Source organism: Microbacterium sp. NPDC055599, from assembly GCF_053618975.1.
Genome location: NZ_JBSHIM010000009.1, coordinates 195,359 through 207,586 on the forward strand (window position 1 = coordinate 195,359; position 12,228 = coordinate 207,586).

Below are 12,228 nucleotides of genomic sequence, written 5' to 3' on the forward strand. Positions count from 1 at the left end.
GACATGCTTTAGATCTGCATGTCACACTACATGTACATGCCGGATCACATGGATATGTCACCTGACATCCACCGGCCACCACCGCGGCCCACCAGCCGCCCCTGAACAGAGGACAACCCCATGAACACCACCACAGACACCACAGAGACTCCCCAGCCGCCGCGCCCGTTCGGCTTCTGGCTCAAGGCCGTCGACCGCCTCATGGCGGCCGAGTTCGCCGCCGCGTTCGACGACGAGGGCATCACCCGGCGCGACTGGCGCCTGCTCAACGTCGTCGACGGCTCGGTCGAACGCGAACGCCCGCTTCGTGCGCACAAGCTGCGCCGCCTGATCGACCGCGGGTGGGTCGTCACCGACGGCGAGGGCTGGTCCCTCACCGACGACGGCCGCGCCGCGAAGGAGCGCCTCGGCGCCCTGGTCGACGGCATCCGCGCCAAGGTCGTCGACGCCGTCCCCACGGACGACCTCGCCACGACGCTCGCATCGCTCGAGGCCATCGCCCGCGCGTTCGGGTGGGAGGAGGGCACGCCCCTCCCCCGCACGCACCGCGGCCCGCGGGGCCACCGGCACGGTCACGGTTTCCGCGCCCCGTTCGGCCACCACGGCCACGGCGAGCGCGACGACTTCTACGGGCACGACGACGGCTACGACGTCCGCCACGGCCACAGCCACGGCCACGACGGCCACGCGATGCCGGAGGGGCCGTGCGGTCACGGCCACCCGGGCGAGCGCCGCGCACGTCACGCGTTCGAGCGCGGCTACGACGCCGGATTCCGCCGCGGTCGCGCCGCCTGACCGCCGCACCACAGGGCGCCCTCCCGTCTGGGAAGGCGCCCTGTCGCGCGCCGGGGCTCTACATCTCGAGGTCGAGGAGCGCCACGGCGTCGTCGGGGGCGCCGACAGCACGGAGGCGTCCGCGCATCGCCGCCGCGGCGAGGGCATAGGGCCGTTCGTCGTCGAGGAGCAGCGAGCGCGAGTTGGCTTCCTCGTTCAGCGCGACGAGTTCGAACGCCAGCACGTCCACGTCGTCGACCGCGATCTCTCCGACCGCGATGGCGTGACGCAGCTGGGCCTCGATGTACCCGTGCCAGTCAGTCAGGGCCGCGCGCACGGCGTCGGTCACCGGCCCGGTCTTGGAGTCGACGTCGGCGGAGGTCGCGGCGAAGAAGCAGCCTCCGGTGAACACGCGGTCCTTCGAATAGAGCAGCGAGTGGCGCAGCAGCGCCGCGAGGCGTCGAACGCCGCGGGGCTCGGCACGGGCGGGCTCGACGATCCGTGCGAGGAAGATCTCCCTGGCGGCTTCGATCGTGGCGAGCTGCAACCCCTCCTTGCTGCGGAAGAGCGTGGCGATGCTGCTCTTGCTCGATCCGGACGCCGCGGCGAGCCGACCGATCGTCAGGCCGTCGAGACCCTCGACCGACGCCAGGTTCGTGGCGCTGTGGAGCACGACGCGGCGGGAGGCATCACCCCGTACCCGTCGGCCGTCCAGGATCGGGCTCTCGGACATCCCCCTAGTATACGAACGATCGTTCGCCTAGTATACGTATGATCGTTCGTATTGTTCCGGCGAAGGAGTCACGATGCCGTCCCTGCCCGTCCTGCTCGCCCGCACCGTCCCCCTGCTCGCCCGCGTCTCGCCACGGCTGGCGGGCGCCGTGGCGCTCCGCCTGTTCTTCACCACCGGGCCCCGCATGCGCGTGCGCCCCGCCGATGCGCCGACCCACAGCGACGCCCGCCGCGGCACCGTCACGGTGCGCGGCATCGAGGTCACCACGTACGAGTGGGGTCGCGGGCCGCGCACCGTGCTGCTCCTGCACGGCTGGCGCGGCCGGGCGTCGCAGTTCGCGCCGCTCGTGCGCGAGCTGGTGGCCGAGGGGTTCCGCGTGCTCGCCTTCGACGGGCCGGCACACGGATCGTCCGGCGGCCGCGCGACCGACGTGCGCGACTGGGTGACGGTCGCCGAGCGACTGCAGGCCGAGCACGGCCCGTTCGAGGCGCTGATCGGTCACTCCTTCGGCGCGCTGGGCGCCCTCACCGCCGCCCGCACGACCGTGCCGGTGCCCGCGGTCGCCGTGCTCGCCGGCGCCGCGGCGCCCGAGGCCTTCCTCGCCCAGTTCGCCAGCGACCTGCGCCTCGACGAGCCCACCGCGCAGAACCTCCGCGAGCGGTTCCACCGGCGCCTCGCGATCGACGAGGCCGCGGCGGCCGAGCGCTTCGACGCCGGACGACACCCGTTGCCCGACGGCACCGCACTGCTCGTGGTGCACGACCGCGGCGACCGCCGCCTGCCCGACCGTGACGCCCTGCGCCTGCACGCCGCGCACCCCGGCCGCTCGCGGATGCTGCGCACGGTGGGCCTCGGTCACACGAAGGTGCTCTCGGCCGACCCCACCCTCGACGCGGTCGTCGCTCTCGTCACGGGCGGGCTGCCCGCGGTCGATGCCCTCGGCACCGCCACGGCAGCGACGCCGCCGACGCGGTCGCACGTGACAAATGACGCAGAGCCCGCGCACGCCCCGGGCCCCACGGCGCAGTCCACGCACGCCGCACACCCCACCCCCGGGTCAGCTCACGCCGCACACCCCACCCCCGAGCCGTCGCACGCCTCACATCCGACCGCGGAGTCCGCCGCCCGCGCCTGATTCCAGGCCCTCGACCGACATCGCGGGCGACGCACGCAGACCGGGAGACCGATCCGCTCGCGCCGGACGCCGGCGAGCCCCGAGCTGCGGCGTCAGACCCGCAGCGGAATCAGCGCGGGCGCCGCGTCGGCGAGGGTCGGGAACCCGGCATTCACCAGGACCACGAGCGCGACCACGGCGGCGACGAGCAGCAGGAACAGGAACACGAAGATGAGGCCGGCGAGCACGCGGTAGCTGCCGCCCTCCGGCACCTCCGGAGCGAGCGACGGCTGCGACCAGTCGTCGGCCGCCGCAGCGGGCGGCTCCCCCTCGAGGATCGCGGGCGTCGGGCGCTCGCGCTCCGAGCGGCGCGTGGGCGGCGGAGGCGGCGGCAGCACGGCGTCCGCGGGCGGGATGTCGGCGGGCGGCGGGTCGAGCAGGCCGTCCGGGATCGGGGTCTCCGGCGGGGCCGGGGGGATCACGTCATCGGCCGGGCGGATCGCCGCGGACTCCGTCGGGACGGCCGCACCGGCGGCACCCGGGTCATCCGGGGCCACGGGCTCATCCGGGGCCGCGGGCTCATCCGGGGCCGCGGGCTCATGCGGCAGCAGGGGCTCGGGCGTCACCGGGCCGTCCGGGGCCACAGGTCCACCCGGGGTTCCGGGCTCCTCCGGGGTCCGCCCGTCGCCGTCGCTCATGTCAGCCTCCGATCGCTCCCACATCGGTCACGCCCACGTCGGTGCGGTGGAAGTTCTGGAACGACCGCGACGCGGTGGGCCCGCGCTGCCCCTGGTACCGGTTGCCGTAGGGGCCGGAGCCGTAGGGGTTCTCGGCGGGCGAGGTGAGCCGGAAGAAGCACAGCTGCCCGATCTTCATCCCCGGCCACAGCTTGATCGGCAGGGTCGCGACGTTCGCCAGCTCCAGCGTCACATGACCCGTGAACCCGGGGTCGATGAACCCGGCCGTGGAGTGCGTGATCAGGCCGAGGCGCCCGAGCGAGGACTTGCCCTCGAGACGCGCGGCGATGTCGTCCGGCAGCGTCACCTGCTCGAACGTCGCCCCGAGCGCGAACTCGCCGGGGTGGAGGATGAACGGCTCGTCAGGATCGACCTCGATGAGCCGGGTGAGCTCGGGCTGATCCACCGACGGGTCGATGAACGGGTACTTGTGGTTGTCGAAGAGGCGGAAGTAGCGGTCCAGGCGCACGTCGATGCTGGACGGCTGGATCATCTCCGGCTCGTGCGGAGCCAGGCCGACACGGCCCGACGCGAGTTCTGCCCTGATGTCGCGATCGCTGAGAAGCACGGCCTCAGCCTAGTCACCGCACGGGTCGCGCCTCACGCGACCTGCGGCATCCGCGTCACAGGGCCGGGGCGCTGCGACGCGAGAGCAGCGGGAGCAGCGCGGCCGCCGTCACGGTCACCGCCGCCGCGACCACCGCCACCGGGAAGCCGCCCGTCACGAGCACGGCCGCGATCGTGCCGAACACCGCGATGCCGAGTCCGCCGCCCAGGGCGAAGCCCACCTCTTGCACCGCCCCGACCTGTCCCGCCTGATCCTCGGTCGTGACCTCGAACAGCGTCGCGGCGGCGAGGGTCCCCGCGATGCCGAACCCGAGCCCGACCAGCACGAGGGGCAGCGCCACGATGCCGGGGTCGAACGCGAGCCACACGAGCCCGAGCGCCTGCAGCAGCAGCACCAGCACGGTGAGTGCGTTCGCCGACAGCCAGCGCAGCGCGAGCGGCGCCAGCACCCCGCCGATCGCGATCGCCGCGGCCTGCGGCAGCGCGATGCCCGCCTCGGCGGCACTCTGTCCGCGCGCATCCTGCAGGTGCAGGCTCACCAGGAGCACCGACGCCGACGACGCCCCGCTGCTGACGATGATGCGCACGATCGCCGGGCTGAATCCCGGCACCCGGAAAAGGGCCAGGTCGAGCAGCGGGAGGGGCAGCCGACGCTGCCGCCGTACGAAGAACACGAGGCTGGCGACCGACACGACCGCGGCCACGAGGGCCGACACGGGAGCGGCCAGCACCTCGTGCAGCGCGAAAACGAGGGCGCCGAGCGCGACGATCGACGACAGGATGCTCGGCACGTCCCACGACGGCGGCTGCGTGCTGCGCGAGTCCGGCACGAGCCACAGGGCGAGCAGGGCGGCGGCCACCGCGAGCGGCACACTGCCCAGCAGCAGCCACCGCCAGCCGGGCCCCTCCGCGAGGAGCCCGCCGAGCACGGGACCGAGGGCGCTGCCGGTGCCGAAGGTGGCGGTCCAGAGCCCGTACGCGAGCACGCGCTCCCTCGCCTGGAAGGTCGCACCGATCGTGGCCACCACACCCGCGACCACGAAGGCCTCCGCGACGCCGAGCAGAGCCCGGATCACGATGAGCAGCAGGCCACTGGTGGCGACGCCGCCGATGCCGTTGAGCACCGCGAAGCCGACGAGCCCGATCACGACGATGGTCTTGCGCCCGAACGCGTCGCCGATCCGCGCCGCCAGGATCAGCGTCGCCGCGAGCGACAGCGCGTAGACGTCGACGAGCCAGAGACCCTCGGTGTCGGTCAGCGCGAGGTCGTCGCGGATCGCGGGCAGCGCCGTGGACACGCTGCTGATCGCCAGAGCGCCGATGAGCACGCCGAGTAGGAGCGGCACCATCGCCATCCAGAGCCGGAGAGAGGAGCGGACGGGGACGACGACGGGGCTGGTGGTCACGGTCTCAGTCTGTAAAGTACAGGCAGGGGCCACAAGTACCGACATTGTCGTCACGTACTTACCGTTTGGATACTGTGGAGGCGCGATGCGCGAGAAGACGGCCAGGATCGTCCGCGAGTGGACCGAGACCTGCGACGCGGAGGTCTCGATCGCCGTGCTCGGCGGCGCATGGAAGCCGAGCATCCTGTCGCTGCTCGCCGAGCACGGCGTGCTGCGCTTTGGTGAGCTCGGGCGCCTGTTGCAGGACCCCACGTCGCGCGTGCTCACCCGGCAGCTGCGCGAGCTGGAGGCGGACGGCCTGATCACCCGCACGGTCTACCGCGAGGTGCCGCCCAAGGTGGAGTACCGGCTGAGCGAGCTGGGTGCGACCGCGACCCCGCTCGTCGACGCGCTCACGCGGTGGGGCACGATGTACGCGGGGCAGCAGCGCGACACCCCCGCGACGGCGGACGCCACGGCCTGACGCCGCGGTTCACGCTTTGGCCATCGCCCCGGAGACGGGTAGGCTTGCCCTCACCTGCTCTCGGGCGGGTTCGGGGCTGTAGTTCAATGGTAGAACTTCTGCTTCCCAAGCAGACAGCGCGGGTTCGATTCCCGTCAGCCCCTCCAATACCCTTCGCACGATCGGCACCGGCACGGTGTCACCCTCTGGTGCGATCTCGTCGATGCCACTCTGATGCTCCGCGACGACTCCGCCCTCGTCCACGGGCCCAGGCGGCGCAACGACATCGGGAGCCTGCGCAGCAGGAATGCCGGCACGGAGGATTTGACGCCTCCCCGAACGGCAACGTAGGTTACAGGACGGTAACGGTCCTCCCGAAGGGGCCGTGACCCGAGATCATCTGCTCGCGGAAGGACCCCGTCACGACTGCTCTACCCTCCGGACGTTCGCTCGAGAACGCCCCGCTCGACCCCGCAGCATCCGCGATCGACTCCCGGCCCCTGCTGCGCCGCGACCGACGTCGCACGTCCGCTCCGACCCCGTCGGAGGAGCCGACCCCCGCGGCGACGGTGACGCCGACCCCGTCCTCGCCCGCCACTCGGGCCGCCATCCGCTCCCGGGCCCTCCGTCCCGAGCCGCAGGGTGCACCGACCGTTGCCACCGCCGCCGCGCAGACCGTTGCTGCCGCAGACCCCACCCGCGCCGCAGCAGCGACTCCGGTCGCCGCCACAGCAGAGCCGACCCTCGCCGCAGCCGACGCGCCCGCCTCCCCCGCAGAGACTTCCGTCGCCAGCGAGCCTGCCATCGCCGCCGAGCCGACCGCTACCACCGAGCCTGCCATCGCCGCCGAGCCGACCGCCGCCGCCGCCGAGCCGACCACCGCCGCCGCCGAGCCGACCACCGCCGCCGAGCCTGACACGACCGCCGAGCCTGACACGACCGCCGAGCCTGACACCGCCGCCGAGCCGACCACCCCCGCACCGACCGGATCCCGCACCGCCCGCACCCCGCGGGTCTCGCGGCGTCCGCGGCGGACGGACCGCCCGCGGGGCCGGGGCGCATCGAAGATCAAGGCGCTCGGTGCCGTCCTCGCCGTCGGCGTCATGGTCACCGGGGCCGCCCTCCCGGTGCTCGCCCCCGGGGGCGACCACGCCGTGGCGACCGTCGCCGGTGCGGCAGCGCTGAAGGACGCCGCCCAGTCGTACACGGCCACCGATGCCATCCGCGCCACCATCTCCGCGCGCGGCTCCTTCGCGGCGACCACGCCGGAGGAGATCAAGGAGACCCACGCCCGCGCGGCCGCAGCCGCCATCGCCGCGGGCATGCCGCTCAGCAGCGCGATGGACATCCCGATCGCCGACCGGGTGGTGATGCCGATGGCCGACGGCTCGTACTCGTTCACCGATGGCTTCGGGGCCGCCCGACCGGGCCGGTCGCATCTGGGTCAGGACTTCGCCGCCGGCATCGGCACCCCCATCAACGCCGCCATGAAGGGCTGCGTCTCGCGCTCCACGGAGAGCTATCAGGGCTACGGCGTCACGATCCAGGTCGAGAGCATCGTGAACGGCCAGGCGGTCAGCACCGTGTACTCGCACATGAAGAACGGCACGCGCGCCGTCGAGGTCGGTGACTGCGTCGAGGCCGGCCAGTACCTCGGCGACGTCGGCTCGACCGGCTACGTGTTCGGCTCGTGCCTGCACTTCGAGGTGCACATCAACACGGTCGCGATCGACCCGCTGCCGTGGCTCAGGGACAACGTGAGCTGACCGCGGCGCGCACGCTCCCGCGGTCCGGCGTCCCTACGATGGGATCATGCCGCCCGTCGACACCCTCGCCCTCGTCGGCGAGGTGCTGTCCTGGATCGGGCTCGGCGTGGGGGTGCCGCTGCTGCTGATCGCCCTGCTCATGCGGCTGGCCGAGGGCCCGTGGCTCCCGGTCGACATCGCGATCATCGAACGCGACGGCGCCACGATCGCCCGGTGGTTCGCGGGCGGCGACTTCCACGAGCGACCACTGCGCCACGGCGAATCCTCGACCGCGGACGACGGCTTCACCACGGGCGTCGTCAGCAGCCACAACCCCGCCAGGGCACGGGTGGGCGAACCGCCGCACGCCCGGCGCGTCGTGCGCACGCTCGGGATCGTGTTCACCGCGGTCGGGGTGCTCGGGCTGATCGGCTCGTTCGTGCCGCTGTTCCTCGGCTGACGCGGGCGCGGTCTATGCCCCGTCGTACCGCTCCCCCACCGGAACGGCCACGGGCAGCACGTTCCCCGGAGGTGCGAGCGGGCAGGCCCACGCCGGGTCGTACGCGCACGAGGGGTTGTACGCGAAGTTGAAGTCGAGCACGATCGTGCCGCTCGCGGCATCCCCGCCCAGGTCGGCACCCTTGATCGTGTCGAGCAGGTAGCGCCCACCGCCGTACGTGCCGCCCGGATGCCCGGCTGATGCATCGCGCACCGGCACGAACAGCCCGCCGCCGTACGAGCGCAGCCGCCACACGTCGAGGGTTCCGGCGTCGGGGACCTCGACCACACCGACGCGCTCGAACGGCACCAGGCCGTCGGTACCCGTCGCGAACTCGAACGCCGCCGGCTCCGCCTCCAGGATCGGCAGTGCGAACCGCCACTGCGGGTCGTACGGCGCGATCGGCAGCCCCTCGAACAGCACCCGATCCTCCGGCAGCAGCGGGGTGGCCGGGTGGTGCAGCATCAGCTCATCGCGTTCGATGCGCCACAGCTCGTGCGCCTCCTCCGGGGAGTCCGCGCGGCGGACGGCCTCGTACAGGGCGAACACCCGCCGCCGCCAGTCGACCACGTCCACCGCCGCACGGGCGCTCGAGCTCGTCATCACCCCAGGCTAGTTCGCGTCGCGCGGGCGGGATCAGGTCTGCGCGGTCAGGCGCCCCGCTCGAGCATGTCGGCGTAGCCGTCCTCGAACGACGGGTAGTCCAGGTGGCCGAGCAGCGAACGAAGCAGAGCGCCGTCGTAGACGAAACCGCTCACGCTGCCGCCGTCGTCGGGAGGCACCGGCAGCCCGAGGCGCGCGGCGAGGAACGCCACGACGGCGCCCAGCGGGGCGGGAGCCGCGTCCACCGCGTGCACGAGCGACGGCGGCTCGGGCATCCGCAGCAGCAGGTCGAGCGTGCGCACGAGGTCGGTCTCATGGATGCGGTTCGTACGGCGCCGGGGGTTCACGGGTGCCCCCTCACGCACGCGGCGCACCAGGAAGTCGCGCCCCGGACCGTAGATGCCCGCGGGCCGCACGACCACGGCGCCGAAGAGGTCGACCGCAGCGCGCTCACCCTCCCGCAGCCCGCGACCGCGGTCGGTGACCGGCTCCGGGGCGTCGCGCTCGGTGAGCGGGGTCGGGCTGCCCGCACCGTCGAACACCCCGGTGGACGAGACGAAGACCGTGCGCGCGGGCCGGGAGGGCAGGGCCGCGGCGAGGTGCGCGAGCACGGACGGGTACGCGGAGGCGCCCGTGCCCGGCGGCAGCGTGACCACCACGGCATCGACCGCGGGCAGGGGCTCGGGCAGCGGGGCGGCGAGATCACCCGCGACGCCGGTCACCCCCTGGGGCAGGGGCCCGTCGCTGCGGCGGAGGGCGACGACCTCTCCCCCGTCCGCCACCAGCCGTGGGGCCAGCCGCGCGCCGAGCTTGCCGAAACCGACGAGCAGCGTGCGGTGAGGAGGCGGGGCGGCGGTCACCCGTCCAGCCTCCCACGGCGCGGGGGCCGCGGGCGCGGACGTAGGCTGGATCGGTGGCGGAATCGCAGGGGCGGGTGTGGACGGGGGTCCTGCGCGTCGGCCCGCACCGCGGCGACCATCGCGTCGCGATCCGAGCCGCCGTGAGCGTCGCCGTCCCGCTGCTCGTGCTCTGGGCGCTCGGCCGGCTCGACCTCAGCATCTACGCGAGCTTCGGCGCCTTCGCCGCGCTCTACGGCCGCCACGACGGGTTCCGCGACCGCATCCGCATGCAGGCCAGCGCGGGCGGGGTGCTGCTCGCGGCGATGCTGATCGGCACGGCGCTGTCGGTCCTGGCCGCCCCGACGGTCGTCAGCGTGGTCGTGGTCGCGCTCGTCGCCGCCGCCGTCACCCTGCTGGCGTACACGATGCAGTGGCACCCACCAGGGCCGCTGTTCACGGTGTTCGCGACCGGGGCGTGCGCGACCATCCCCGCCACCGCCGGCTCGTTCGGCTCCGTGCTGCTGGTGGGCGGGTCGAGCGTGCTGTTCGGCCTGGCCCTCACCGCGCTCGTCGCCGTCGCCACACGGACCACGGGAGAGGGAGCGCCGAAGGTGCGCCCCACCGTGGGTCCCGTCGCGGTCGAGATGGCGGTCTCGGTCGCCATCGCCATCGTGGGCGCCGGGATCGCGGGGCTTCTGCTCGGCGGCACGCACTGGTACTGGGCGGCGGTCGGTGCGGTCGCGGCCGTGAGCGGCGCACAGCTCAACGCCCGGATCATCCGCGGCATCCAGCGCCTGATCGGCACACTGCTCGGGGTGCTCGTCGCCGCCGGGGTGCTGGCGCTCGACCTTCCGCCGATCGCCGTGATCGCCCTGGTCGTGGTGCTGCAGGGAGTCGCGGAGCTGTTCATCGGCCGCAACTACGGCATCGCGATGGTGTTCGTCACCCCGCTCGCGCTGCTGATGGTGCACCTCGCGGCCCCGACCCCGGTCGACGCGCTGTTGACCGACCGCGTGCTCGAGACCCTCATCGGCGTCGCGGTCGGCACCGTGGTCGCCGTGGTGTCCGCCGCGCTGCGCCGCCGCCTCGGCCGCCGCCTCACCCGCCCCTGACCCCTGACACACAGAAGCGCCGCACCCCGAGGGGATGCGGCGCTCCGGTGTCGGTGCCGTCAGGTGCCGGGGTAGGCGCGTAGGCGAGCGGACCCGTCGGGGTTGATCGTCACCGAGCCGCCCGAGCACGGCGGATTGGACTTGCCCACCACGTACGGCACGAGCAGGCCATCGAGCCTCAGCGGTGCGTACACGGCGTCGCTGTTCTCCTGATCGAGACACTGGGCTGTGGAATCGTTCCAGTTCCAGTACTCGACCCACGACGCCTGGGGTGAGATGAGCGCACCCTGCTGCGGCACGAACAGGTTGCCGATCGAGAAGCTCGTGCCGTCGGCCGTGTCGGTCACCGTCGAGTTCCACCAGCCGGGGCGTCCGGGGATCTCCGCGACGCGGAAGACATACGTCCGACCGGTGGTCCACGGACGGAACACCCGGACGGATCGGCCGGGCGCACCGTCGGTGTCGCCGGCCATCACCCCGTGCAGGCTCGGATTGACCTCGGCGTCGGTCGCCCCCCAGAGGGAGAACAGCCACTGCCTTCCGTTCGTGTTCCCGTAGGTCTGCACGCCGGTGTAGCCGCCCGACGTTCCAGAGATCCCGAACTGGTGGCTCCAGAAGATGTTCGCGGTCATCGTCGGCATCACCCGCAGCAGCGTGCTGAACTCGGCGACTCGGCCCGCGGCCGTCGCGCGGGGGTACGCGTAGAGCCCGGGCACTCCGGTTCCGTTCGTGTCGGCCTTCGGGTCCGGGGGCACGTCCATGATCCGGAAGGGCGATGAGAGCGCCCGGTGATGCGCGGCACCGGCGCTGAACGAGCTGGCCGACACCAGGTCGGCCACGAGCACCGTCTGCGCGTTCCATCCCGTCGGGACGGCGGCGTTGCTCACCCCCGCCACCGAGAACGTCAGGTCCGCCGGCGCTGCGAGGTCGCGCGCGAGGCGGTAGACCGCGTACGCGAACTTCCGCGAGCCGGTGTTCGGGTTGTAGTTCTCCGTGTAGTACTCGTCGGGGTCTCGCACCCAGAGGCCGTCCGAGGTGCTCGCTCCGACGGCCGGACCGCGGAAGAAGGCGAAGCCCGACGGGAAGATCCCGGCGTCCGCGCCGATGAACAGGCGGGATCCCGCAGGAAGCGAGACCCCGGGCGCCAGCTGCAGACGGAAGCGCGCCTCCAGCAGGTAGTTCTCCGGCCATGTCGGATCGCCGGTATCGCGATCGCTCCCCGCCGGAGGCGAGTCGAAGCCGACGAACGACACGGTCACTCCATCCGGGACGGAGTCCGCGGCCGCGGAGACCGGTGCGGCGGTGGAGGCGAGCGCCGCCATGGCCACCCAGGCCGCGCTCTTGGCGAAAGTCCGTCTGCTGATTCCTTCGGTTCCCATGCGAGGGTCCCCCTATCTCGGGTCGATCTTCGCCGGTCGCGTTCGACCGGCCCCCGCTCGGCCTCCGCAGGATGCCACGGCGTCAGAGAGCCCACCTGATCGCTCGCTGATTATTCTCCGGACGGTCGCCCCCCTGACCCCTGACACGCAGAAGCGCCGCACCCCCGAGGGGATGCGGCGCTCCGGTTTCACGGTGTCACTCGGCTGCGGTGATCTTCTTCTCTTTGTCGGTGTTTAGCCCGCGGAACAACACCGCAGCGATGATCGCGCCGACAAAC

Annotated in this window: 13 protein-coding genes and 1 tRNA gene; 7 read left to right on the plus strand and 7 right to left on the minus strand. The window is 72.9% G+C overall.

Annotation, left to right across the window (positions count from 1 at the left end; translation table 11 throughout):
- Positions 1 to 120 precede the first annotated feature (120 nt).
- Positions 121 to 795, plus strand: coding sequence for a hypothetical protein (locus ACWGQ1_RS11070; RefSeq protein WP_452312962.1), 675 nt, complete (start codon positions 121 to 123; stop codon positions 793 to 795).
- Between the two features lie 58 nt (positions 796 to 853).
- Here ACWGQ1_RS11070 and ACWGQ1_RS11075 read toward each other — a convergent pair whose 3' ends face one another.
- On the minus strand, positions 854 to 1,507 hold the full coding sequence (locus tag ACWGQ1_RS11075; protein WP_136036424.1) for a TetR family transcriptional regulator C-terminal domain-containing protein: 654 nt from the start codon (positions 1,505 to 1,507) through the stop codon (positions 854 to 856).
- A 73-nt stretch (positions 1,508 to 1,580) separates the two neighbouring features.
- On the opposite strand from ACWGQ1_RS11075, the gene ACWGQ1_RS11080 reads away from it, so the two are divergent.
- Positions 1,581 to 2,642, plus strand: coding sequence for an alpha/beta fold hydrolase (locus tag ACWGQ1_RS11080; RefSeq protein WP_452312963.1), 1,062 nt, complete (start codon positions 1,581 to 1,583; stop codon positions 2,640 to 2,642).
- Between the two features lie 92 nt (positions 2,643 to 2,734).
- Here the strand turns inward: ACWGQ1_RS11080 and ACWGQ1_RS11085 are convergent, their stop codons facing one another.
- The 3 genes from ACWGQ1_RS11085 to ACWGQ1_RS11095 are packed head-to-tail and all read right to left on the minus strand — an operon-like array spanning position 2,735 to position 5,331.
- Positions 2,735 to 3,319 (minus strand): hypothetical protein, encoded by a 585-nt coding sequence (locus ACWGQ1_RS11085; RefSeq protein WP_452312964.1) that lies wholly within the window; start codon positions 3,317 to 3,319, stop codon positions 2,735 to 2,737.
- Between the two features lies 1 nt (position 3,320).
- Positions 3,321 to 3,926: a dCTP deaminase gene (gene dcd, locus ACWGQ1_RS11090; RefSeq protein ID WP_136028727.1), complete on the minus strand. Its 606-nt coding sequence runs from the start codon at positions 3,924 to 3,926 to the stop codon at positions 3,321 to 3,323.
- 55 nt (positions 3,927 to 3,981) lie between these two features.
- Entirely contained in the window at positions 3,982 to 5,331 is a 1,350-nt protein-coding gene (locus tag ACWGQ1_RS11095; RefSeq protein ID WP_452312965.1) for an MFS transporter, read from the minus strand.
- Positions 5,332 to 5,416: 85 nt separating this feature from the next.
- On the opposite strand from ACWGQ1_RS11095, the gene ACWGQ1_RS11100 reads away from it, so the two are divergent.
- From ACWGQ1_RS11100 to ACWGQ1_RS11115, 4 genes are all read left to right on the plus strand, one after another.
- Positions 5,417 to 5,794, plus strand: a complete 378-nt coding sequence (locus tag ACWGQ1_RS11100) for a winged helix-turn-helix transcriptional regulator (protein WP_136037273.1) — start codon at positions 5,417 to 5,419, stop codon at positions 5,792 to 5,794.
- Positions 5,795 to 5,866: 72 nt separating this feature from the next.
- A tRNA-Gly gene (locus tag ACWGQ1_RS11105) sits at positions 5,867 to 5,940 on the plus strand.
- Between the two features lie 402 nt (positions 5,941 to 6,342).
- Positions 6,343 to 7,539, plus strand: coding sequence for a peptidoglycan DD-metalloendopeptidase family protein (locus ACWGQ1_RS11110; RefSeq protein ID WP_452312966.1), 1,197 nt, complete (start codon positions 6,343 to 6,345; stop codon positions 7,537 to 7,539).
- 46 nt (positions 7,540 to 7,585) lie between these two features.
- Positions 7,586 to 7,978 (plus strand): hypothetical protein, encoded by a 393-nt coding sequence (locus ACWGQ1_RS11115; protein WP_136036557.1) that lies wholly within the window; start codon positions 7,586 to 7,588, stop codon positions 7,976 to 7,978.
- A 12-nt stretch (positions 7,979 to 7,990) separates the two neighbouring features.
- On the opposite strand, the gene ACWGQ1_RS11120 is transcribed toward ACWGQ1_RS11115, so the two are convergent.
- Together ACWGQ1_RS11120 and ACWGQ1_RS11125 are read right to left on the minus strand one after the other, a co-directional pair.
- Positions 7,991 to 8,620 carry a DUF1684 domain-containing protein gene (locus tag ACWGQ1_RS11120; protein ID WP_247637936.1) on the minus strand — a complete coding sequence of 210 codons (630 nt, stop codon included), beginning with the start codon at positions 8,618 to 8,620 and terminating at the stop codon, positions 7,991 to 7,993.
- 47 nt (positions 8,621 to 8,667) lie between these two features.
- The gene (locus tag ACWGQ1_RS11125) at positions 8,668 to 9,480 is read right to left on the minus strand and encodes a sugar nucleotide-binding protein (RefSeq protein WP_452312967.1); all 813 of its coding nucleotides are present in this window, start codon (positions 9,478 to 9,480) and stop codon (positions 8,668 to 8,670) included.
- A gap of 53 nt (positions 9,481 to 9,533) precedes the next feature.
- Here ACWGQ1_RS11125 and ACWGQ1_RS11130 point away from each other — a divergent pair, with 53 nt between their 5' ends.
- Positions 9,534 to 10,571 carry an FUSC family protein gene (locus tag ACWGQ1_RS11130; protein WP_452312968.1) on the plus strand — a complete coding sequence of 346 codons (1,038 nt, stop codon included), beginning with the start codon at positions 9,534 to 9,536 and terminating at the stop codon, positions 10,569 to 10,571.
- A 59-nt stretch (positions 10,572 to 10,630) separates the two neighbouring features.
- Here the strand turns inward: ACWGQ1_RS11130 and ACWGQ1_RS11135 are convergent, their stop codons facing one another.
- Positions 10,631 to 11,950, minus strand: coding sequence for a hypothetical protein (locus ACWGQ1_RS11135; RefSeq protein WP_452312969.1), 1,320 nt, complete (start codon positions 11,948 to 11,950; stop codon positions 10,631 to 10,633).
- Between the last annotated feature and the right edge of the window lie 278 nt (positions 11,951 to 12,228).

Coding starts and splice junctions, on each gene's coding strand:
- ACWGQ1_RS11070 (WP_452312962.1), top strand. CDS start 121: ATGAACACCACCACAGACACCACAGAGACTCCCCAGCCGCCGCGCCCG.
- ACWGQ1_RS11080 (WP_452312963.1), top strand. CDS start 1,581: ATGCCGTCCCTGCCCGTCCTGCTCGCCCGCACCGTCCCCCTGCTCGCC.
- ACWGQ1_RS11115 (WP_136036557.1), top strand. CDS start 7,586: ATGCCGCCCGTCGACACCCTCGCCCTCGTCGGCGAGGTGCTGTCCTGG.
- ACWGQ1_RS11085 (WP_452312964.1), bottom strand. CDS start 3,319: ATGAGCGACGGCGACGGGCGGACCCCGGAGGAGCCCGGAACCCCGGGT.
- ACWGQ1_RS11135 (WP_452312969.1), bottom strand. CDS start 11,950: ATGGGAACCGAAGGAATCAGCAGACGGACTTTCGCCAAGAGCGCGGCC.
- ACWGQ1_RS11120 (WP_247637936.1), bottom strand. CDS start 8,620: ATGACGAGCTCGAGCGCCCGTGCGGCGGTGGACGTGGTCGACTGGCGG.
- ACWGQ1_RS11075 (WP_136036424.1), bottom strand. CDS start 1,507: ATGTCCGAGAGCCCGATCCTGGACGGCCGACGGGTACGGGGTGATGCC.
- ACWGQ1_RS11100 (WP_136037273.1), top strand. CDS start 5,417: ATGCGCGAGAAGACGGCCAGGATCGTCCGCGAGTGGACCGAGACCTGC.